Below are 20990 nucleotides of genomic sequence, written 5' to 3'. Positions count from 1 at the left end.
TTAGCAATGAAGATCAGTATGCCAAGGCTGCCGTTTCCGACCCCTTAATTTCGAGTTAGCGTTTCGTGAAACTTCGAAACGAAATCGGGAGGAAAATGTAATGGCATTGCTCGCAAACCACATCGCCGTCGTCACGGGCGCCGGTTCCGGCATCGGCCACGCCATCGCGGCCGGCTACGCCCGCGAGGGCGCGCAAGTGGTGCTGCTCGACGTCAATGCCGACACGGTCGCGGAGGCCGCCCAGGAGATCCGCAAAGCGGGCGGCAAGGCCGAGAGTTTTGCGCTCGACGTTGTCAGCCGCGAGGACTGTTTTGCGCTCGCCAAGCAGGTCGCGGGCGAGGTCGGGCAGGTCTCGATCCTCGTCAACAATGCCGGCATCACCCGCCGCAACGCCTTCACCGCGGAGACGGAGACGGTGGCGAAGGACTGGAACGACATCATCTCGCTCAACCTCAACGGCGTCTTCAATATGACGCAGGCCTTCCTTGCACCCTTGCGCGCGAGCAAAGGCCGCATCGTCAATATCGGCTCGATCCAGTCCTTCGTGCATCTGCGCACGCCAAGCTCGGCGGCTTACACGACCTCGAAACACGGCGTGCTCGGCTTTACCAAGGCGCTCGCGGTCGAGCTCGGCAAGGAGGGCGTGCGCGTCAACGCGATCGGGCCGGGCTTCATCGAGACCAACATCAACGCCAATGTGCGCGCGACCAATCCGGCGCTGGTGCAGGCCTTCGTCGACCACACCCCGCTGGCGCGCACCGGCAAGCCCGAGGATATCGTCGGGCCCGCGATCTTCCTCGCCTCGGATCTGTCGGCCTATGTCACGGGAACGATCGTGATGGTGGACGGCGGCTATCGGACGGTGTGAGGCGCGACTCACTATCCCGAAGCACGAGATCATCGTCCGCCTTGTAGGCAATTGCGCCACTGGACCGGACGATGACACCGCGTGTGTGGAAGAGATAGTCCCGCATCACGATGCATCTGGCGCAAATCGCGGCGGCTTAGCGGCATTCCTGAGGTCAATTGGTGCGATCGTCCGCGATTAACCTTTCATTAACCAAACCCGCCCACCGTGGATCTACGGCTTGGGGGTCGTTGGTTCTCGATCCGCTTCCAAAGATGGCAGCGGGCGTTGATCGGGAGGTGTGTTGATGACCACTGTTCATGTCGCCGCGTCCGAGTCGGGCGCGCAATTCCTTGCTCCTAACCAGATCGTTCCGCTTCTGATCGGCGCCACCGTCGACGAGGTCGAGCGCGAGCTCGTGCTTCAGACGCTTGCGCGCTGCGACGGCAACCGCACACGCGCATCGCGCGTGCTCGGCCTGTCGGTGCGTACGCTGCGCAACAAGATCAAGCTCTATGCCGCGTCCGGCATCGAGGTGCCCGCCTATCAGGATTAGCGCGTGGGCGGAATTGCTGCTGTCGTCAAACGCCGCTAAGTAGCTTGCTTCCGATCATGGGGAGCAGTGGCGTGGCAGACGATCAGGGACGACGGCAGGGATCTCAAGGGCCGCGCGGACGGCAGGGTGAACCGGGACGGCCGGGACCGCAGGGTCATCCCGGCCGGCGCGGTCCCGACGGCGCGCGCGGCAAGCCGGGACCGCAGGGCAAGCCGGGGCCGCTCGGAAAGGCGGGACCTCAGGGCAAGCCCGGTCCGCAAGGCAAGCAGGGTGAGGCTGGCCCGCGTGGGGCCGCCGGCGCGCAGGGGCCTGCCGGACCTCAAGGGCCGGCGGGACCGCAAGGCCCGCGCGGCGAGGCTGGGCCTGCCGGTCAATTGCCCTCGATCGAACAGCTGCTGCCGTGGCTCGAGCAACTGTTCGACGCCTGGGACGAGCGCCGCCGCCAGCGCGAGCGCGACGCCGCCGAACGCGAGGCGCTGGAGGCCGCCGTGCAGGAGCCCGATGAGGGCATCGTCGACGACGCGAGCGACGACAGCGAAGGCGACGCGCACAAGAAAAAGAAGAAAAAGAAGAAGCACGGTCAGTAGGATTAGTGGCGCGCCCGTGCCCCGACGCAGCGCAGCACGCAGTGACGCGCTGCTGGGCCGGCGCCCATCTGAAGAGCTTTTCTCGTGATTTTCTGGGTCCCGGCTCTGCGTCGCAGCGCTGACGCACTGCGCCGCGTCCCGGGACACGAGCCTCGGTTTAGGAAGCCGATGAATCATCCTTGCGCGGCAGCATGCCCATGCGCTCGAATTGCCAGCGCATGGCGCGATACCAGAGATAGCCCACCGCTGCGCCGCACAGGGCCAGGATGATCACGTTCGCGCTCGAGAACGAGCCGCTCCACCACATCATCCACGCGGTCCATAATAGCGTGAGGACGATGGCACCTGCTTTCAGAGGAAGAAGGGGGCGGCTCATGGGTCGTGCTCCGGCTGTCAAAACCCCGGCACACATCATTGCAGGAGGAGACGCCCCCGTACCGTGAGCCAGATCACGGAACGAATTACACTAGCCCACTAACCGAAGCGCAGCCGCGAGCGCTCCCTGGCCCTTTCCTCCTCGACCTCACGGTCCCGCGCCGGCGCATGGGTGTGCAGCGAGGTCAGGAGATTTCGCGCGGCCTGCGAGACCTCGGCCACTGCGCGGTCGAACGCCGCCTCGTTGGCCTGCGACGGCTTGTTGAAGCCGGACAGTTTTCGTACGAACTGGAGCGCGCTGGCATGGATCTCATCCTCCGTCGCTGGCGGCTCGAAGTTGAACAGCGTCTTGATGTTGCGGCACATGCAGGGGCCTCTTCCGGATGTTTCCTTGAAGACGATCGGCGGAGCCGAAATCCTACATCCTTCTGTGCATTTCTGCTAAGTCCCGCCGCAACGCGGCCGCCGACCATGAGCCGCAATGGGGAGAAAAGCATGAAGGCTTCCTGCGCCGCGCTGTCGGCTGCCCTGCTGTCCTTTTCAATACCGGTCCTGGCCGCGGATTATCCGGCACCGAAGCAGGGCGACTGGATCGCCAGGGATTTCAAGTTCCACACCGGCGAGACCATGGCGGAGCTGAAGCTGCACTACACCACAATCGGCGAGCCCTCGGGCCAACCGGTGCTGGTGCTGCACGGCACCGGCGGCTCGGGCGCAAGCATGCTGTCACCCGCCTTCGCCGGCGAGCTGTTCGGCGCGGGGCAACCGCTCGACGCCTCCAAATATTACATCATCCTTCCCGACGGCATCGGTCATGGCAAATCGTCGAAGCCCTCCGACGGGATGAAGACGAGCTTCCCGAAATACGATTACGACGACATGGTCGAAGCGCAGCATCGCCTGGTGACGGAGGGCCTCGGCGTCAAGCATTTGCGGCTCGTCATCGGCAATTCGATGGGCGGCATGCACAGCTGGCTGTGGGGCGCGAAATATCCGAACGCGATGGACGCACTGATCCCGATGGCCTCGCAGCCGACCGAGATGGCGTCGCGCAACTGGATGCTGCGGCGGATCATGCTCGACACCATCCGCAACGACCCGGACTACAATGGCGGCAATTACACCAGCCAGCCGCGCATGATGAAATATGCCATCACCGCCTACGGCATCGCCAGCATCGGCGGCACGCTCGCCTATCAATCGCAGGCGCCGACCGCGGCCAAGGCGGACAAGATCGTCGACGACCGGCTGGCGGCGCCGATCACGGCGGACGCCAACGATTTCGTCTACCAGTGGGAATCCTCGCACGACTATAATGCCGGCGAGAAGCTGGAGGCCATCGAAGCATCGCTGCTGCTGATCAATTCCGCCGACGACGAGCGCAATCCGCCCGAGACCGGCATCACGGACGCTGCCATGAAGCGGGTCAAGAACGGCCGTCTCTATTTGATCCCGGCGAGCGGCGAGACGCGCGGCCACGGCACCACCGGCAATGCGAAATTCTATAGCGAGCAGGTGCGGCAATTGCTGGAGAGCACACCGCAGCAAACGATCGAATCGGCGCGCCGCTGATTTTGCAGCGCATCATGTGCGGCACTTCGGAGCCGCATATTATTTGGGCATGCAATGCGCTGACAGCTCGGGCTTAATCGCGTCACCGATGGAATCGACGCGAGCAAGACTCGCGCGCGAATAGCTGGACGCGACGAGGAGGGATCGCATGCACAGGCTCGCACTGTGCGTTTGGCTGGTCGCGATGACGGCGCTGACCAGCGCCGCACTCGCATTCGACAACGGGCAATACGACCACATCCCGCCCGATATCCGCGCTTGGTTCAAGAGCGTGATCGCGCCGAACGGCGTGCCCTGCTGCGACGTCTCGGACGGCCATCGCACCGACTACGATGTGCGCAGCGGCGCTTATTGGGTGCCGATCGAAGGGCAGTGGATGGAGGTGCCGGAGCGCGCCATCATCCGCGACCGGGGCAATCCGGTCGGCCAGGCCGTGGTGTGGTACGTTCGCCACCGCGGCGCCATCATCATAAGCTGCTTCGTGCCGGCGGACGCCGTGTAATGCGTCTTTATCGATTCCATTGGCCGGAGGCGGCCCGATCGGCTAGCTTGCCGCCAAGCTGAAGAGGAGGCATGCCGTTGACCGATCTTTGCGCCGAAGACCTCGCCACCATCTATGCCAAGCCGAGCCCGCGCGTGATCGCGAAAGCGCGGCCCGCGATCGATGCGCATGCGAAGAAGTTCATCGAGATGTCGCCGTTCTGCGTGCTCGCGACGTCGGGCGCGGACGGCAGCGTCGATGCCTCGCCACGCGGCGGCGGCACCGGCTTCGTCCACGTCGCCGGTCCCAACCAATTGCTGATGCCTGACCGCTCCGGCAACAACCGGATCGACAGCTTTCGCAACGTCGTCGAAGGCTCGGGCTTCGTGCACCTGTTGTTCTTCGTGCCTGGGATTGACGAAACGCTACGCGTCGGCGGACGCGGCACGCTGTCGGCCGATCCGGATCTGCTCGCCGCGATGGTCGAATTCGGCAAGCCGCCGCGGGCGGTGCTGAACGTCGCTGTGAGCGAAGTCTATTTCCATTGCGGCAAGGCGCTGATGCGCTCGAAGCTGTGGTCGCCAGAGAAAGTGCAGCGCTCGGTGATGCCCAGCATCGTCACGGTCATTCACGACCAGACTGGCCTCGGCGAACCGGCGAGCCAGGAAACTGTGGAAGAGATTTACAAGACGCAGTTGTAGTTGGGACGACAATCACGGTGTCGTCCCGGACAAGCGCAGCGCAGATCCGGGACCTCCGCGCGAGCGCTTGCGCTCGTCGCGATAACCACAGGGAGTGGTTTTGCGAAGACTAACAGTGAAGAACTCGTGCCCCGGTGCTCATACCGGCGCATCCAGATAGATCACGCGGTGGGTCCCGGCCTTCGCCGGGACGACACCGAGTACGCAGCGATGCCCGAGCTTAATGCCCCTCGCCCTCGAGCCCGCCGACGTGCTTCTGGGTGTAGAGCTCAAGGCCGATGCGGCCGATCAGGTCGAGCTGGGTTTCGAGGAAGTCGATGTGGTGCTCCTCGTCGCTCATCAGCTTCTCGAACAGGTCACGCGTGACGTAGTCCTTGGCGCCGTGGCAGTAGGTCGCCGCTTCCTGGTAGAGCGCACGCGCGCTCATCTCGGCAGCGAGGTCGCACTCGATGATCTCCTTGACGTTCTGGCCGATGCGCAAGGGATCGAGCACCTGCATGTTCGGAAAGCCGTCAAAGAACAGGATGCGCGCGGTGAGCTTGTCGGCGTGCTCCATCTCCTCGATGGACTCCTTGCGCCAGACCTTGGCCATGTCGAGGAGGCCCCAATTGTCGAGGAAGCGGTAGTGCAGCCAGTACTGGTTGATCGCAGTCAGTTCGTGACGCAGTGCCTTGTTGAGATAGTCGATGACTTTTGCGTCGCCCTGCATGGTTCACTCCAGCTCTTGCAGTCCAAATCGGCCCAAAACCGAATTTAGAATGCTTCTAAGTCAGTTTACGAATGAGGGCAACTGGCTACGGCGGCGCAGCCGGGGAAAAGCTCAGCTGAGCTGGCGAAGGCTTTCAGCAGGCCGCGAGGGCAAACTGGGCGGGCTCGGCCGCCTCGTCATTAGCAGCCACGGTGTGGTTGTGCGGGCAGCCGGCACAGCAGGACTGGGCGCAAGGGCCGAGAGCTTCGTCGATGATGGTCTTGATCGTCCGGGCGCAGCGGCCGCATTCGGCGCTACAGCCGAGGCATCCATAGACCTGCTTGGCATGGCGCACGGCGTCGTCGGACTCGGCGACGGCGGCGCGGATGTCGTCATCGCTCAGCACGTTACAGGAACAAACGATCATGGAAGCGGCAGGCCCTTCGGTGATGCGTCATCATCGATATTTAACGGGCCCGCCGGATGCAAAAGGAAAAAGCGGTATTTGAAGCTATTCCAAACTGGCCCAAAAGCAGCCTAGAACGGCCCTAAATTTCAGGGTTGCGCTGGATCAAGATTGGAGCGGATCTAATCGCCGCCACCGCCTCCCCCACCGTCGCCGCCGCCACCGCAATCGCCGCCACTGCTGCCGCTATCGCTGCTGGAACAGCTGCCGCCGTCGGTCGAGCTGCCCGAACTGTCGCTGGAAAACCAGCTTCCCAGCGAGAAGCCGTTATTGCTGCCCGAATAGGTGTCGCCGCTGCTGCTGCCATCGCCGCCCGCCCCGGCGCGGGAGCGCCGCTGGCCGCGGTTCTGAAGATGGGTGATCCAGCCGTAACCGATCGCGGACACGATCCCGGCAGCAATCAATGCATTGATCATCGCGTTGCCCATCATCGCCTCCATGGCCGGGCCTACGGTCCATATCAATTGGTCGCCCGCCCCCAAGGTGCCGTTCATTGATCATTCAAGCGAAGTATGGAACTCTGCCCCAAAGGGTTCCCGCGTGTTGGTACGAAAGGTCAAGCCAATGAAGAAGCTGCTCCTGACGGTCGCCGCCGTCGCCTCCCTGACCGTTGCGGCCGGATCCCCGGCCCATGCCCAGCGCGGCGTCGCGGCAGGCGTGGCGGCCGGCATCATCGGCGGCGCCATTGTCGGCGGCGCGCTGGCCTCTCCGTATTACTACGGACCTGGCCCCGGCTATTACGAACCCGGCTATTACCCGCCCCGTTACTATGCGCCGGGTCCGGGCTATGTCTCTGACGACTATTACGGCGGCGGCTGCGTCTGGCAGAAGCAGCGCTTCTGGGACGGCTATGCCTGGCGCGCCCGCCGCGTCAGAGTCTGCGGCTGAAGCGACTCGAACCGGTCCATCGCAACTGCTTCGCTGGCCGGTTCACTACGGATGCGCCGTTCATCTCCGGGCCTGAAAAAGACCGCTTTTTCTCGTCACAGCTCCGTGTGCGTTTACCGTGGGTTGACCAATTGCGCGCTTCCTAGCTGCACGGCCAATTCCATCAGCGTGTGCGTGAACCTTTGAAACCCGGGCGCCTCTAACAAGAGGAACCCATCTCCCAGGAGAGCCCTGAGCATGAAGAAGACTCTTGTTGCCGCCCTCACGGTTGCGACGATCGCCGGTTCGCTGGTGACTGCCGCTCCGTCCGCCAAGGCGCATGACGGCAGCATCGGCGCCGGCATTGCGGCCGGCCTGATTGGCGGCGCGATCGTCGGCGGCGCCATCGCGTCGAGCCGTCCGGCCTATGGCGGCCCCGTTTACGTCGCCGAGCCCGGCCCGCCGCCCCCGCCCTGCTACTGGCAGCGTCAGCGTTATTGGGACGGTTACGGCTGGGTCGTTCGCCCGGTTCGCGTCTGCTACTGATCTGATCGCACCGGCGCATCCGCGCCACGATCGAAGCCCGGCCGAGCATCTCGGTCGGGCTTTTTCTTTTTGATGAAACGCTATCGCGCCGCCTGGATCGAGCGCAGCACCTCTTCGCTCGGCCAGCAATCGACCTTGAGGCCTGCCGACTTCTGATAGGCGCCGAGCGCGGCGCGCGTCTGCATGCCGGCCTTGCCGTCAATCTTGTCCTTGTAGAGCCCGACGCGCGTGAGCCCACGCTGCATGGTCTCGACATCCCTGGTGCGCAATTGCTTCGAGGCCGCCCATGGCGTTGCGAACGGCAGCGGGCTCGTCATGCGGTCGGCAAGGTGGCCGACGAACAGCACGTAGAGATCGGAGAAATTGTATTCCTTGATGACGAAGTAGTTCTTCGTCGTCAGGAACGAGGGGCCATAGATGCCTTCCGGCTGCAGCAGCGAGGCCGGCTGCGCCTGTTCAGCAGCGCTCAGCTTCTGCCCGCGCACCGGCACAAAACCTTCGCGCAACCACTGGCCGATCGGCTTCGTCACCTCGGGCACGCCGGTGGTGCAATCGACCTTCGCGGGTGCTTGCACCTCGTACGCCCAGCGCACGCCGCTCTGCCAGCCCTTGTTGACGAGTTGCTGCGCGGCCGAGGCCAGCGCGTCCGGCACCGAATGCCAGATGTCGATGCGGCCGTCGCCGTCGAAATCGACGCCGTGCTTGTAATATTCGGACGGCAGGAACTGCGTCAGCCCGGTGGCGCCCGCCCAGGACGAGCGCATGTCCTTGCGCGTCACCACGCCTTCGCCGAGGATCTTCAGCGCGAGGATGAACTCGGTGCGGTATTGCTCCTTGCGGCGCCCGACATAGGCCTGCGTCGCCAGCACACTGACGAGATCGTAAGGCAGCGTGTAGCGGCCGTAATCGGTCTCGCGGCCCCAGATCGCGAGCATCACGGTTGCCGGCACGCCGGACTTCTTCTCGATCTCGCTTAGCGAGGCGCGATATTTCTGCAGCAGCCGCTGCCCCTCGCCCGCAAGCCGCGCGATCGAGGCTTCCTTGACGTAATCGGCCGGCACCTGCACGAACTCGGCCTGCGACGGCGCACCTAGCGCGGGCCGTCCGGGCAGGATCAGATCGGGCAGCTTGTAGTCGGGCTCGAGCCCGCGCGTCTGCTCGTCGAACGTCTTGCGCGAGACGCCTTCTGCCTGCGCCTCCGGCCACAGCGAGGCGATGAACTGGGTGAAGGCGGCATCGGCGGCGCGCGCGGACGTCCAGCCGCAGGTGACCACGATCACCGCAGCGATGAGCGCCCGCCGCATCATGCCGAAATCACCGCGTCAGCTTCTTGTACTTCACGCGGTGCGGAATGATGCTGTCCTGGCCGAGCCGGCGCATCTTGTCCTTCTCGTAATCCTGGAAGTTGCCTTCGAACCATTCGACGTGGCTGTCGCCTTCGAAGGCCAGGATGTGGGTCGCGATACGGTCGAGGAACCAGCGATCATGGCTGATGATGACGGCGCAACCGGCAAAATCCTCCAGCGCCTCTTCGAGCGCGCGCAGCGTGTCGACGTCGAGGTCGTTGGTCGGCTCGTCGAGCAGCAGCACGTTGGCGCCGGACTTCAGCATCTTGGCGAGATGCACACGGTTGCGTTCGCCGCCGGAGAGCGCGCCGACCTTCTTCTGCTGGTCCGCGCCCTTGAAGTTGAAGGACGAGCAATAGCCGCGCGAGTTCACTTCCTTCTTGCCGAGCAAGATCAGCTCGTTGCCGCCGGAGATCTCCTCCCACACGTTCTTGCTACCGTCGAGCGCGTCGCGCGACTGGTCGACATAGCCGAGATGCACGGTCTCGCCGACCGTGATCGTGCCCTTGTCCGGGGTCTCCTGCTTGGTGATCATCTTGAACAGCGTGGTCTTGCCGGCGCCGTTGGCACCGATCACGCCGACAATGCCGCCCGGCGGCAGCTTGAAGGTGAGATCGTCGATCAACAGGCGATCGCCATAGCCTTTGCTGAGGCCTTCGAAATCGACCACATTGGCACCGAGCCGCTCGGCGACGGGAATGATGATCTGCGCGGTCTGGGTCTGCTTCTCGCTCGCCTGCTTGAGTAGCTCCTCGTAGCGCTGATAGCGCGCCTTGGACTTGGCCTGGCGCGCTTTCGGCGAGGACGCGACCCATTCCTGCTCGCGGGCAATCGTCTTCTGGTGCGCGGCGTCTTCGCGTCCTTCCTGCTCCAGCCGCTTCTGCTTCTGCACCAGCCAGGACGAGTAATTGCCCTCGTAGGGAATTCCCTTGCCGCGATCGAGCTCGAGAATCCAGCTCGTGACGTTGTCGAGGAAGTAGCGATCGTGGGTGACGATCAGGATCGCGCCGGGATAGTTGCGCAGATGGCCTTCGAGCCAGGACACCGACTCGGCATCGAGATGGTTGGTCGGCTCGTCCAGCAGCAGCAGATCGGGCTGGTCGAGCAGCAGCTTGCACAGCGCCACGCGGCGGCGCTCGCCGCCCGAGAGCTTGGTGACGTCGGCATCGTCGGGCGGGCAGCGCAGCGCGTCCATGGCCTGGTCGACCTTGCTGTCGAGATCCCAGAGGCCCTGGGCCTCGATCTCGTCCTGCAGCTTGGTCATCTCGTCGGCGGTTTCCTCGGAGTAGTTCATCGCCAACTCGTTGTAGCGATCGAGGATGGCCTTCTGCTTGGCGACGCCCAGCATGACGTTCTCGCGCACGCTCAGTGCCGGATCGAGATGCGGCTCCTGCTCGAGATAGCCGACACGGGCGCCCTGCGCGACCCAGGCCTCGCCGTTATACTCCTTGTCGAGGCCAGCCATGATCTTGAGCAGCGTCGACTTGCCCGAGCCGTTGACGCCGAGCACGCCGATCTTGGCGTCCGGGTAGAACGACAGATGGATGTTATCGAGCACCTTCCGGGTCGGGTAGCTCTTGGTCAGGCCCTGCATGAAATAGATGAACTGGCGCGCCATAGGTCCCGAAAACCTTCGATTTGAGGAAATTTGCTTCGCCGCCGATGTAACGATCCCGCCCCCAAAGGGCAATGTTTTCCGTCCGTTCACCACGGATGAATACGGGACGGACACCATCCGGCCACCGATCCGGACAATTGAAACCATCTTTTAATAAATCAGGCCGAAAGCTCGGTTTCGCGCGGAAACAGCGCCACCCGCTCAGAACGAACGGGAGCACAGCGAGGCCGCATCATGGCTCTGATCGAGACCAACTCACTTCCTGTTCCGGCAGAAGCCGGCCACGTCTCCGGGCTCGTCTCGGAGGTCGCGGGGTTCTGGAAGCGCTTCTTCGCCACCGCCTTCAATCCCTACCGGCCCGAGCTGCACTACATGCGTGGACCCGGTCCCGCCTGGCGCGCCAAGCACGGCATGGATGCGCCGTTCCGGCTCAAGCCCCGGGATCTCTGAGCGCCTCCTTCCTATCGGACTTTTGAAGACGCAAGCGGCTTGCGCGCCGTCCTGATTGCGCGCAACCATGGCCTGGTTCCGACGGCGGCGCTCGCCCAGCGCCCTCACCTCTCGCCATCAACTCTGGCCCTGGATGAACGCTGATGAGCCGGCTGCGCTGTGCAATTCTCGACGACTATTTCAACCTCGCGCTCGACGTCGCCGACTGGCAGAAACTGTCCGACCGCCTCGACGTCACCGTGTTCAGCCATCCCTTTGCCTCCGAACAGGCTGCAGCCAGCGCGCTGGCTGATTTCGAGATCATCTGCGCGATGCGCGAGCGGACGGCCTTCCCGAAGAGCCTGTTCGAGAGCTTGCCGAAGCTGAAGCTGCTGCTCACGTCAGGCATGCGCAACGCCGCGATCGACATGGAAGCCGCAAAGGCGCGCGGCGTCACCGTCGGCGGCACGCAATATTCGCGCGATCCCACAGCGCCCCTCACCATGGGGCTGATCCTGGAGCTGACCCGCGGCATCGGCCGCGAGAACGCGCGCATGCATGCAGGCGAGCCCTGGCAGACCTTTGCCGGCGTCGAGATCGAGGGCATGACGCTCGGCATCGTCGGGCTCGGCAAGCTCGGCAGCAGGATGGCCGGGATCGCCAAGGCGTTCGGCATGACCGTGATCGCCTGGAGCCCGAACCTCACGCCGGAGAAATGCGCTGCCGCCGGCGTCGGCTACGCCACCAAGGAGGAGCTGTTCGCCAAGGCCGACATCGTCACCATCCACGTGGTGCTGAGCGAGCGCTCGCGTGGTTTGGTCGGCGCTGCCGATCTCGCGCGGATGAAGCCGACGGCCTTCCTCGTCAACACCGCGCGCGGGCCGATCGTGGACGAGCAGGCGCTGCTCGAGGCCTTGCAGCAGCGCAAGATCGCGGGTGCCGGCATCGACGTGTTTTCGGTCGAGCCGCTGCCGGTCGACCATCCCTTCCGCAAGCTCGACAACCTCGTGCTGACGCCGCATCTCGGCTACGCGACCTCAGACGGCCTGCGCATCCATTACGGCCAGATGGTCGAGGCGATCGATGCCTTCACCAAAGGCAGCGAGCTGCCGCGCAAGCTGGCCTGAATGACCAAGCTCGCCTGAATGACAAAGGGCGTGCCGATGGCACGCCCTTTTGCAATCTGAATATTCGCGGCGCGCTTAGCGCACGGTGACCGGTGCAGGCAGCGGCGGCACGACCGTCGGCTGGGTGCCGGGGACCGGACCAGCCTGGGCGGCCATCGGAGCCGGACCGGCGGCGGGACCGGGCGCCGGCGCAGCGGATGCCGTCGCCGTTCCCGGCGGCGGGCCACCGGGCATCACCACCACGCGGGTGCCGACCTTGACGCGATCGAACAGGTCGGAGACGTCCTCGTTCAGCATGCCGATACAGCCGGACGAGACGAACTTGCCGATGGTCGAGGGCTGGTTGGTGCCGTGGATGCGGTAGACGGTCGAGCCGAGATACATCGCGCGGGCGCCGAGCGGATTGCCGGGGCCGCCGGCCATGAAGCGCGGCAGATAGGGCTGGCGCTCGATCATCTCGGTCGGCGGATGCCAATCCGGCCACTCGGCCTTGCGGGTGATCTTCTGCACGCCGGTCCAGGTGAAGCCGTCGCGGCCGACGCGGACGCCGTAGCGGATCGCGCGGCCATTGCCGAGCACGTAATAGAGATAGGTGTTGGGGGTATCGACCACGAGGGTGCCCGCGGGCTCCTTGGTCTGGAACGCGACCTCCTGACGGCGCAGGTTCTGCGGCAGCTGCACCGGCGCAGCATCGGGCTGCTCCTCGGGCGGCAGCGCGGCCATCGTCATCGGCCTGCCATCGGTGCCGACGGGCGGCTGGGCGGCCTGGACCGTACCGGTCGCGGCGGGACCACCAACGGCTTCCGGCGGACGCATGCCGTCATTGGCGGGGGCCTGTCCTTGACCCGGGCGATTTGCGTAGATCACCGGCGGCGGACCGGCGGGCCGGCCGTAGCGGGGATCGTCGGGCGACATCACGGGGCCCTGCGATGGGGCGGCCGAATAGACCGGCGCGCCGGACGGACGGCCATAACGTGGATCATCCGGCGACATCACCGGACCCTGCGGCGGCGCGGCCGAGTAGACTGGCGGAGCGCCGACCGGACGGCCATAGCGCGGATCGTCGGCCGGGCCGGGCGGCGGCAGCGATGCCTGCGGCATCGCGTCGTCGTCGTCTTCCAGCGCGTCGAAATTTGGCGTGCGGTCGCCGGGCCGATATTCGGCCGGGGCGCCGTAGCTCGGTGCCTGCTGAACCGGATAGCTCTGAGCCTGCGCGAGCGAGGTTCCCGCCGCAGCGACTGTCGCGGCAGCGCATATCGTCAGAAAGTGTTTGATCATCATCGCTCTTGTATAGTCCCCAAGCCCGATCGGACCGTTAACGGCCAGATGGCCGAAGATAGCGGCACATTCAAGACATATCAGGCTTATTTGCGCCGGACCTGCCGATTTGTGATCCGCAAGACTACCGTTGCCCCGTTGCATCACGGGGCGGAAATCGGCTCATGGCGTCAATTGCCGGAGTCCTCGGCCCGTTTTTTGCGGAACGGGTCGGAATCGTTGCGGTATGTTCGAATCAGCCTGATTCGCCGCCCATTCGAGCTCCCGATCCCCGCGTGGCGAACGCGGCAAACAGTACCGTCACCGCGTTCAGATGGCTCTTGGGCCCTGGCCTCTTCGCCGCCGGGGCGGAAATTCGCAACCGCTCGATGCTTCCCGGCTTTCGCTTCCTGTTTGCCGCGATCCTGCTGTCAGTCTCCATCCTGGTGTTCGGCCTGGGCGCCGCCGCACTGCTGCGGGCGAGCCATGAGCAGTATGTCAGCAATCCCTCCTGGCGGAACGGCCCGCAGGAGCAGGTGTTCGCGCGGGCTCCCGAGCCGGCCCAGCCGGTGCTCGCGGTCCTCCGCGCCGAGCCGGAGCTGACCGCCGAGCCCGAGCCGTCGCTGCGCGACCGGGTGCCGACCATTGGACTGCCCGAAAGCGAGCCCGAGCAGGTCGCCGCCCTGACGACCGAGACCGAGGCTCAGCCCCAGGTCGCGGCACCTCCGGCTGACGTCCCCGTCGCCGAACCGGCCAAGGCCGAGACGGCAACGGAGACCGCAGTGCCGGCACCCGCCGATACACTCACCGCTGCCGACACCACGGCGTCGATCCCCGCGGCCGAGCCTGCCGCGACCGCCAGCGAGCCGGCGCCGGTCGATCCCAGCGCGGCCCTGGCCTCCTCCGCACTCGATGCCGCCTCGGCCAAGCTGGCGGCTCTGAACGAGCCGGCGACGACGGCCGTGAAGGATGCGCCGGCGAAGGCCAAGACCGAGAGCAAGGCTGATAGCAAGCCTGACGACAAGGCGACCAAGCGCAAGGCGAAGGCCAAGAAGCGGCATCGCGTGGTGCGACGTCCGCCGCCTCAGCAGTTGCAGCAGCAGCTCGATCCGTTCGGCCAGCCGCAGACCTTCGCGACGACGACGGCCGCGAGGTCGCGCCAGTAGGCTAGGCCGGCCCGGTTGCGATGGCCGGGCCTTTTTCCTGGCCCCATTCCGACCACGAGCCGTCATAGAGCGCGGTGTCGGTGATCCCCAGGCGATAGAGCGCGAGCGTCAGCACGCCGGCCGAGACGCCCGAGCCGCAGCTCGTCACGATCGGCGCATCGAGCTTGACGCCGGCGCTCGTGAAGGCGGCGCGCAGATCCTCGAGCGGCTTCATCGTGCCCGTCGCCGCATCGAACAGCAGATTGTAGGGCAAGTTGCGCGCGCCGGGGATGTGGCCGGAGCGGATGCCTGCGCGCGGCTCGGGCGCGCGGCCCTCGAAGCGGTCGGCGGCGCGCGCGTCGATCACCTGCTCGGCACGGCTTTCGACATTGGCGATCAGCTGCTGCATGCTGCGCACGCGCTTCGGATCGTAAGTCGCCTTGAACGTCGCGGGCTTCGGCTTCACCTCGCCGCTCTCGACCGCTCGCCCTTCGGCGCGCCACTTCTTCAAGCCGCCATTGAGGATGCGCACATTGTTATGGCCGAAGGCCAGGAGCATCCACCAGGCGCGGGGCGCTGCGACCCAGCCGCCGGCATCGTAGAGCACGACCGTGTCGGCGTTGGAGATGCCGAGATTGCCGATGTCACGGCCGAACTGCTCGGCGCTCGGATACATGTGCGGCAGCGGGTTGGAATGATCCGACATCGCATCGACGTCGAAGAACGCAGCGCCCGGCAGGTGCGCGGCGAGATAATCGTCCTTCGGCAGCGGCAGCACGCCCGGCAGCTTGAAGCTGGCGTCGAGCACTTTGACGTTGGCGTCGTTGATATGGGCGGCGAGCCATTCGGTGGAGACGAGGGGGTCGGTGGCGCTGGTCATGCGATTTCTTCCTTGTCATTCCGGAGCATGCGCCGCGCGAGCGAGACTGAAGCAGCGCGCGTCGCACTCCGCTGTCATCGCCCGGCCAGTGCGCAATTGCGCACTAGGAACGGGCGATCCAGTATTCCAGAGGCGGTTGTGATGGAACCGAGAGGCCGCGGCGTACTGGATTCCCCGCCTTCGCGGGGAATGGCAGCAGAGCCCGGAGAGATAGCGGAGCACCCCTCACCCCTTCTTCTTCGGCTCCCACTGCTCGGTCGGCCCGCCGGCATCGCGCCAAGCGGCGTAGCCGCCGGCGATGTGGGCGACGGGCTTGAGGCCCATGTCCTGCGCGGTCTTTGCCGCGAGTGCGGAACGCAGTCCCCCGGCGCAGTGGAAGACGAACTTCTTGTCCTCCTGGAAGACCGGCTTTGCGTAGGGGCTCTGCGGATCGATCCAGAATTCGAGCATGCCGCGAGTGCAGGCGAACGCGCCGGGGATGCGGCCGTCGCGCTCGATCTCGCGGGGGTCGCGGATATCGACGATGACGACATCGCCGTTCTTGGAGATCTCGATGGCGTCCTTGGCGTTGAGCGTCTCGATCTCGGCATTGGCCTCGTCGATCAGCGCCTTGATGCCTCGGGTGATGTTTTGGGGCATGTGGTTCTCCCTCTTGTTACGTCATCGTCCCCAAGCGAACTGCCTGAGGTGGGGTCACCTCTCCCGCTTGCGGGAGAGGTCGCAGCGCGCCGAGCGATGCGAAGCATCGTCCCGAGCGATGCGGGTGAGGGCTCTCTCCTCTAGGGGACTCTCCCGTTGTGGAGGCTCCCTCCCCCGCAAGCGGGGGAGGGAGCGCAGACCCGTCGCCGACAGGGCCGGGCTCACTCATGCATCAGTGCGTCAATTCCTTCATCGCGCCCTCAAGCCCCTCGATCGTGATCGGATACATCCGGTTGGCAAAAATGCGTTTGATGATGGTGGTCGATTCCGAATAATCCCAATGCTTCTGAGCGACCGGGTTCAGCCACACTGCATGCGGATAGGTGCGGATGATGCGGTCCAGCCAGACCGAGCCGGGCTCCTCGTTGACGTGCTCGACCGAGCCGCCGGGCACCATGATCTCGTAAGGCGACATCGAGGCGTCGCCGACGAACACGATCTTGTAGTCGTGCGGGTATTTGTGCAGCACGTCCCAGGTCGGGGTGCGGTCGGTGAAACGGCGCTTGTTCTGCTTCCACACGCCTTCATAGAGGCAGTTGTGGAAGTAGAAATACTCCATGTGCTTGAACTCGCTCTTCGCCGCCGAGAACAGCTCCTCGACCTGCTCGATATGCGCGTCCATGGAGCCGCCGATGTCGAAGAACACCAGGAGCTTCACCGCGTTGCGCCGCTCGGGGCGCATGTGAACGTCGAGATAGCCGTGATTGGCGGTCTCGCGGATGGTGGTGTCGAGATCGAGCTCGTCGGGCGCGCCGGTGCGCGCGAATTTGCGCAGACGGCGCAGCGCCACCTTGATGTTGCGGATGCCGAGCTCGACATTACCGTCGAGGTCCTTGAACTCGCGCTTGTCCCACACCTTCACGGCGCGGTTGTTGCGATTCTTCTCCTGGCCGATGCGCACCCCTTCGGGATTGTAGCCGTGGGCGCCGAACGGCGAGGTGCCGGCGGTGCCGATCCACTTCGAACCGCCCTGGTGGCGGCCCTTCTGCTCCTCGAGGCGCTTCTTCAGCGTCTCCATGAGCTTGTCCCAGCCCATGGCCTCGATCTGCTTCTTCTCTTCGTCAGTCAGGTATTTTTCGGCGAGCTTCTTCAGCCACTCCTCGGGGATCTCCGCCTTCTCCATGGCGTCGAGCAGGTTTTCCAGCCCCTTGAACACCGTGCCGAAGACGCGGTCGAACTTGTCGAGGTTGCGCTCGTCCTTCACCAGCGAGGTGCGCGACAGGTAGTAGAAATTCTCGACTGAATAATCCGACAGATCGGCGTCGAGCGCCTCCATCAGCGTGAGGTATTCGCGCAGCGTCACGGGGACCTGCGCGTCGCGCAGAGAGGTGAAGAATTGCAGGAACATGGGTGACAGATTGCCCGTCGGGTGGCTGACGTCAAGGGGCGGAGACCGTCGCGGGGTGCTGGACCGGGAAGCTTTTTGCTCTAGAATTGGGGCTCTCACGGGGTTGTTTTGGGGACGTTTGCAATGGGAATTGTCGCAGCGCTCATCATCGGGGCGATCGCAGGCTGGCTTGCGGGCAAGATTGTCCACGGGGCGGGATTTGGACTGATCGGCAACATCGTCGTCGGCATCATCGGCGCGCTGGTCGCAAGCTGGGTGTTGCCCCAGCTGCACATTCAGCTGGCAACAGGCACGGTCGGCGCCATCGTGGACGCCACCATCGGCGCGGTGATTGTGCTCGTCATCCTTTCGCTGATAAAACGGGTCTGAAAGCCTGACCGAACCAGGAACGGCCGCCACGAGCGGCCGTTCCCTTGTCGCGACCGGGGCCATGACATTGGCAAATGCCTCGCGCCGACGATTACCCAAGGACACGCAATGAAATTTACCGGCACCAAGGACTATGTTGCGACCGACGATCTCAAGGTCGCCGTCAATGCCTCGATCGTGCTGGAGCGCCCGCTGCTCATCAAGGGCGAGCCCGGCACCGGCAAGACCGTGCTGGCGGAGGAAGTGGCGAAGGCGCTGAACGCGCCGCTTTTGACCTGGCACATCAAGTCCACCACCAAGGCGCAGCAGGGCCTCTACGAATACGACGCGGTGTCGCGCCTGCGCGACAGCCAGCTCGGCGACGCGCGCGTGTCCGACATCAAGAACTACATCAAGCGCGGCAAGCTGTGGGAAGCCTTCACCGCCGAGCAGCGCCCGGTGCTCTTGATCGACGAGATCGACAAGGCCGACATCGAATTCCCGAACGATTTGCTGCTCGAGCTCGACCGCATGGAATTCCATGTCTACGAGACCGGCGAGACGATCAAGGCCAAGCAACGCCCGATCATGATGATCACCTCCAACAACGAGAAGGAGCTACCGGACGCCTTCCTGCGCCGCTGCTTCTTCCACTACATCAAGTTCCCCGATGCCGACACCATGCATCGGATCGTCGACGTCCACTTCCCCGGCATCAAGAAGCGCCTGGTGGAAGAGGCGCTGCGCATCTTCTTCGAGGTGCGCGAGGTGCCCGGCCTGAAGAAGAAGCCGTCGACCTCGGAGTTGCTCGACTGGCTCAAGCTGCTGCTCAACGAGGACATGAGCGTCGAGCAGCTGCGCGAGCGCGACCCGCGAAAGCTGATCCCGCCGCTGCACGGCGCGCTGCTCAAGAACGAGCAGGACGTTCATCTGTTCGAGCGGCTGGCGTTCCTGAGCAGAAGGGAAGTGTGAGACGCCTCGTGTAACGCACGGTGCCGTAGGGTGGGCAAAGGCGCAAAGCGCCGTGCCCACCATTTGCTTCTGGTGGGCACGCTGCGCTTTGCCCACCCTACGATGTTCGCGCATGTGGCAGCAGCCTCGCCATTTCAGTCGCGTTTTGAATCGCAGACACGCCTTCGCGTCCTCGCGGCGCATCTCGCCCGAGCTTTGCTTCAATCGCTCCACCCTCCAAGAAAGAGGGCGCAGGGAAGGCCGGGTGCTGACCTCGCACCCGCGGTCTGCTGCGCAAAAGGCACACGCAGAAAACCGCACAGCAGCATACAGGTGGTGCCGAACACACGGCCTTCCCTGCGCGATGGTCGGACGGCTTATGCCGTGCTCTCCCGGGAGCCGAACTTTCCTTCTGGCCTCCCTCGCCCCTGCGAATTGACAATGCCGTCCACCCGGTTGGGCTCGCGCACATCTCCGCAAAGGCTTGACCGTAGCAACGACGGCCAGGACCACACGGTTTTGCCGTACGCGCTCAGCGCCGTTCGTCTACACGCGGCCTCGGGCTCACAGGGACTACCCGCCCTGCCCGCTACCTCTCGTGCCGACGCTGCCGCGTCCACCGCAACCCGACCCGCGTTTCGAACGACTCGCGAACCGCCCCTCTTCGTCGGGCCGGGCTGCGTCGATGTATGACGCAATTCCGAATTTCGGTAAAGTGGAATATTTTTGCGAAGAGGGGTTGACGGGGTGGCTGGTGTTTTGCCCGACGGGCAAGCTTGAGAAGATCGCAGCTCATCACGCGGCAAGTAACCGAGGCTACGCCCCCTTGGCTCGCTTAATGTCGTTCACGACCTCCGGATCGCTTAAGTCCCGATGCCACTAATGATTTATAAGATCCAGTGGCCGCTCCCTGCGACGCCTGTTGTCTGCGGCTGCGAGCAACTTGATGAGGAGTCGAAACACGCGAGGCAACTCAAACTCAGGCAGCGTCGAGAGCTTGGCCAATTGAACCTTGAGGTGAGGCATCGCAAGCAAGACGCAGGGAGTAAGCGTCGGCTTTAGTCGTGACTTGGCAATTGCAACTGTCACATCTTCAAGCTTCGGACTGGCCTGCAATATGAAGTTACTCAAGCCACGGAGCAGCCTGCGCTTATTATCCTCGCTCTGCGCGCCAAACCAAGCGTCCCCTTCCGAAGCGCTTGCGATCCCCTGCGCCAGTTGGTTCAACAGGATTTGTTCGTCGACATTCAGCATCGTGCCATCCAAGCCCGCCGAAAACTTCCATCGCCTGACGAGACCAGGATATCCTCCCGATCATCACATCTTGCGAGCACCTTAATCTCCCAGCCGACAAGCAGGTGCCCATCACAGCCTCTTTCGTCAACTCTTCTTCGAGAAGAAGGCGCTCCGGTGCATCGGTGACTTGACGCCAGGGCTCAACATATGTGTTGTCCATCGAGCCTCCCGTGGGACGTTTCAACAACTCTGGCACAAAGCTATGCTCCCGCGGAAGGTGATCGCAGGCAAGGATACGACGCTCAACACTATGCCAAAACAGTTGGAAACGGTCCTTCTCGGCGTCGAGCTTCCCTGCGATGTCTTCAATCGCCGGTTCAAGCAGTATCTGTTCTTTGACACCGACATCTGCACCTCAAAACCGTTAGCTGTCGCGATTCGGCAAGCGACCACGATATGCCTCGGCTCGGATGCCGATATGGATGTGTTTGCCAGTTCAAGCCGGTCCTTCCTAGCGCGACTGACGAGAGACGCTGATTGGACTCTGGGAATTTTTGCGCTTGGCAACGCCATGCTCGATGAGGGCGACGTCTATGGACTAGCTCTTGTGGACAGCCAGAATAGGTGGGCCGCCTATCAAGCCAGTCCGGTCGATGTCGGCATTTTTGCGATTGATAGCTCTCAACAGCTCATGAGTATCGAGGACATCAAGGACTGCTTCTTCTCGCTGGGCGACGTCAGGGGCTGGCTTTCGCGTCGAACGCAGCGCGATCGTGAATTGGTTGACAGCTTCGGCGAGGGATTTCTGACGATGCTCCAGGCGAATTACTCCTAGATCAGCGCCGTACGGTGGGGTCAGCGTCAGCGTAATCCGCCTCTTGGTTTCAGCATAAATGGTGAACTACGCCAGCGGACTGCGC

The 20990-nt window shown here is 64.0% G+C and carries 26 protein-coding genes; 14 read left to right on the top strand and 12 right to left on the bottom strand.

The window, feature by feature from the left end:
• Positions 1-100: 100 nt before the first annotated feature.
• From GGD66_RS32925 to GGD66_RS32915, 3 genes are all read left to right on the top strand, one after another.
• Positions 101-868, top strand: coding sequence for an SDR family NAD(P)-dependent oxidoreductase (locus GGD66_RS32925; protein ID WP_092253562.1), 768 nt, complete (start codon positions 101-103; stop codon positions 866-868).
• 286 nt (positions 869-1154) lie between these two features.
• Positions 1155-1403 (top strand): helix-turn-helix domain-containing protein, encoded by a 249-nt coding sequence (locus GGD66_RS32920; RefSeq protein ID WP_018318607.1) that lies wholly within the window; start codon positions 1155-1157, stop codon positions 1401-1403.
• Positions 1404-1474: 71 nt separating this feature from the next.
• Complete coding sequence (locus GGD66_RS32915; RefSeq protein WP_183260657.1) at positions 1475-1990, top strand: collagen-like protein; 516 nt, start codon at positions 1475-1477, stop codon at positions 1988-1990.
• 157 nt (positions 1991-2147) lie between these two features.
• Here GGD66_RS32915 and GGD66_RS32910 read toward each other — a convergent pair whose 3' ends face one another.
• Together GGD66_RS32910 and GGD66_RS32905 are read right to left on the bottom strand one after the other, a co-directional pair.
• A complete protein-coding gene (locus GGD66_RS32910; RefSeq protein ID WP_026202044.1) occupies positions 2148-2366 on the bottom strand; it encodes a hypothetical protein in 219 nt (72 codons plus the stop codon).
• A gap of 98 nt (positions 2367-2464) precedes the next feature.
• A complete protein-coding gene (locus GGD66_RS32905) occupies positions 2465-2731 on the bottom strand; it encodes a DUF2277 domain-containing protein (RefSeq protein WP_183260655.1) in 267 nt (88 codons plus the stop codon).
• A gap of 129 nt (positions 2732-2860) precedes the next feature.
• Here GGD66_RS32905 and GGD66_RS32900 point away from each other — a divergent pair, with 129 nt between their 5' ends.
• The 3 genes from GGD66_RS32900 (at position 2861) to GGD66_RS32890 (ending at position 5119) form a co-directional block, all read left to right on the top strand.
• Complete coding sequence (locus GGD66_RS32900; RefSeq protein WP_183260653.1) at positions 2861-3937, top strand: alpha/beta fold hydrolase; 1077 nt, start codon at positions 2861-2863, stop codon at positions 3935-3937.
• 148 nt (positions 3938-4085) lie between these two features.
• Positions 4086-4439 carry a hypothetical protein gene (locus tag GGD66_RS32895; protein WP_028145598.1) on the top strand — a complete coding sequence of 118 codons (354 nt, stop codon included), beginning with the start codon at positions 4086-4088 and terminating at the stop codon, positions 4437-4439.
• 77 nt (positions 4440-4516) lie between these two features.
• Positions 4517-5119, top strand: coding sequence for an MSMEG_1061 family FMN-dependent PPOX-type flavoprotein (locus GGD66_RS32890; RefSeq protein WP_179736275.1), 603 nt, complete (start codon positions 4517-4519; stop codon positions 5117-5119).
• 220 nt (positions 5120-5339) lie between these two features.
• On the opposite strand, the gene bfr is transcribed toward GGD66_RS32890, so the two are convergent.
• The 3 genes from bfr to GGD66_RS32875 form a co-directional block, all read right to left on the bottom strand.
• On the bottom strand, positions 5340-5828 hold the full coding sequence (bfr, locus tag GGD66_RS32885; RefSeq protein ID WP_008556076.1) for a bacterioferritin: 489 nt from the start codon (positions 5826-5828) through the stop codon (positions 5340-5342).
• A gap of 133 nt (positions 5829-5961) precedes the next feature.
• Positions 5962-6234 (bottom strand): bacterioferritin-associated ferredoxin, encoded by a 273-nt coding sequence (locus tag GGD66_RS32880; RefSeq protein WP_018318601.1) that lies wholly within the window; start codon positions 6232-6234, stop codon positions 5962-5964.
• Between the two features lie 161 nt (positions 6235-6395).
• Positions 6396-6704, bottom strand: coding sequence for a hypothetical protein (locus tag GGD66_RS32875; RefSeq protein WP_183260693.1), 309 nt, complete (start codon positions 6702-6704; stop codon positions 6396-6398).
• Between the two features lie 133 nt (positions 6705-6837).
• Between GGD66_RS32875 and GGD66_RS32870 the strand changes: the two genes are divergently transcribed.
• On the top strand, positions 6838-7161 hold the full coding sequence (locus GGD66_RS32870; RefSeq protein ID WP_183260651.1) for a hypothetical protein: 324 nt from the start codon (positions 6838-6840) through the stop codon (positions 7159-7161).
• Between the two features lie 237 nt (positions 7162-7398).
• Positions 7399-7686, top strand: coding sequence for a hypothetical protein (locus GGD66_RS32865; protein ID WP_018318597.1), 288 nt, complete (start codon positions 7399-7401; stop codon positions 7684-7686).
• An 80-nt stretch (positions 7687-7766) separates the two neighbouring features.
• On the opposite strand, the gene GGD66_RS32860 is transcribed toward GGD66_RS32865, so the two are convergent.
• Together GGD66_RS32860 and ettA are read right to left on the bottom strand one after the other, a co-directional pair.
• Positions 7767-8993, bottom strand: a complete 1227-nt coding sequence (locus GGD66_RS32860; protein ID WP_183260648.1) for a lytic murein transglycosylase — start codon at positions 8991-8993, stop codon at positions 7767-7769.
• Between the two features lie 7 nt (positions 8994-9000).
• Positions 9001-10650 carry an energy-dependent translational throttle protein EttA gene (gene ettA / locus GGD66_RS32855; protein WP_018318595.1) on the bottom strand — a complete coding sequence of 550 codons (1650 nt, stop codon included), beginning with the start codon at positions 10648-10650 and terminating at the stop codon, positions 9001-9003.
• 234 nt (positions 10651-10884) lie between these two features.
• Between ettA and GGD66_RS32850 the strand changes: the two genes are divergently transcribed.
• Both GGD66_RS32850 and GGD66_RS32845 read left to right on the top strand, forming a co-directional pair.
• Positions 10885-11100 carry a hypothetical protein gene (locus tag GGD66_RS32850; RefSeq protein ID WP_018318594.1) on the top strand — a complete coding sequence of 72 codons (216 nt, stop codon included), beginning with the start codon at positions 10885-10887 and terminating at the stop codon, positions 11098-11100.
• A gap of 143 nt (positions 11101-11243) precedes the next feature.
• Entirely contained in the window at positions 11244-12206 is a 963-nt protein-coding gene (locus tag GGD66_RS32845; RefSeq protein ID WP_183260646.1) for a D-2-hydroxyacid dehydrogenase family protein, read from the top strand.
• A gap of 75 nt (positions 12207-12281) precedes the next feature.
• Here GGD66_RS32845 and GGD66_RS32840 read toward each other — a convergent pair whose 3' ends face one another.
• On the bottom strand, positions 12282-13484 hold the full coding sequence (locus GGD66_RS32840) for a L,D-transpeptidase (protein ID WP_183260644.1): 1203 nt from the start codon (positions 13482-13484) through the stop codon (positions 12282-12284).
• A 320-nt stretch (positions 13485-13804) separates the two neighbouring features.
• Here GGD66_RS32840 and GGD66_RS32835 point away from each other — a divergent pair, with 320 nt between their 5' ends.
• Positions 13805-14629 (top strand): hypothetical protein, encoded by an 825-nt coding sequence (locus GGD66_RS32835; protein ID WP_409362391.1) that lies wholly within the window; start codon positions 13805-13807, stop codon positions 14627-14629.
• A gap of 1 nt (position 14630) precedes the next feature.
• Here the strand turns inward: GGD66_RS32835 and sseA are convergent, their stop codons facing one another.
• The 3 genes from sseA to GGD66_RS32820 all read right to left on the bottom strand — a co-directional run bounded on the left by sseA (position 14631) and on the right by GGD66_RS32820 (position 17535).
• The gene (gene sseA, locus GGD66_RS32830) at positions 14631-15488 is read right to left on the bottom strand and encodes a 3-mercaptopyruvate sulfurtransferase (protein WP_183260642.1); all 858 of its coding nucleotides are present in this window, start codon (positions 15486-15488) and stop codon (positions 14631-14633) included.
• A gap of 225 nt (positions 15489-15713) precedes the next feature.
• On the bottom strand, positions 15714-16127 hold the full coding sequence (locus GGD66_RS32825; protein WP_018318589.1) for a rhodanese-like domain-containing protein: 414 nt from the start codon (positions 16125-16127) through the stop codon (positions 15714-15716).
• A 232-nt stretch (positions 16128-16359) separates the two neighbouring features.
• A complete protein-coding gene (locus tag GGD66_RS32820; protein ID WP_028145611.1) occupies positions 16360-17535 on the bottom strand; it encodes a VWA domain-containing protein in 1176 nt (391 codons plus the stop codon).
• Positions 17536-17658: 123 nt separating this feature from the next.
• Between GGD66_RS32820 and GGD66_RS32815 the strand changes: the two genes are divergently transcribed.
• Together GGD66_RS32815 and GGD66_RS32810 are read left to right on the top strand one after the other, a co-directional pair.
• Positions 17659-17904 carry a GlsB/YeaQ/YmgE family stress response membrane protein gene (locus GGD66_RS32815; protein ID WP_018318587.1) on the top strand — a complete coding sequence of 82 codons (246 nt, stop codon included), beginning with the start codon at positions 17659-17661 and terminating at the stop codon, positions 17902-17904.
• Between the two features lie 108 nt (positions 17905-18012).
• Positions 18013-18855 (top strand): MoxR family ATPase, encoded by an 843-nt coding sequence (locus GGD66_RS32810; protein WP_018318586.1) that lies wholly within the window; start codon positions 18013-18015, stop codon positions 18853-18855.
• Between the two features lie 858 nt (positions 18856-19713).
• Here GGD66_RS32810 and GGD66_RS32805 read toward each other — a convergent pair.
• Complete coding sequence (locus tag GGD66_RS32805; RefSeq protein WP_183260640.1) at positions 19714-20088, bottom strand: DUF5958 family protein; 375 nt, start codon at positions 20086-20088, stop codon at positions 19714-19716.
• A 244-nt stretch (positions 20089-20332) separates the two neighbouring features.
• On the opposite strand from GGD66_RS32805, the gene GGD66_RS32800 reads away from it, so the two are divergent.
• Positions 20333-20905 carry a hypothetical protein gene (locus GGD66_RS32800; protein WP_183260638.1) on the top strand — a complete coding sequence of 191 codons (573 nt, stop codon included), beginning with the start codon at positions 20333-20335 and terminating at the stop codon, positions 20903-20905.
• The last annotated feature ends 85 nt before the right edge of the window (positions 20906-20990 follow it).

It is taken from the genome of Bradyrhizobium sp. CIR48, assembly GCF_014198315.1.
Taxonomy (GTDB): domain Bacteria; phylum Pseudomonadota; class Alphaproteobacteria; order Rhizobiales; family Xanthobacteraceae; genus Bradyrhizobium.
The sequence above is the reverse complement of the archived record's forward strand: the minus strand, read 5'-3'. Positions and strand labels throughout refer to the sequence as shown.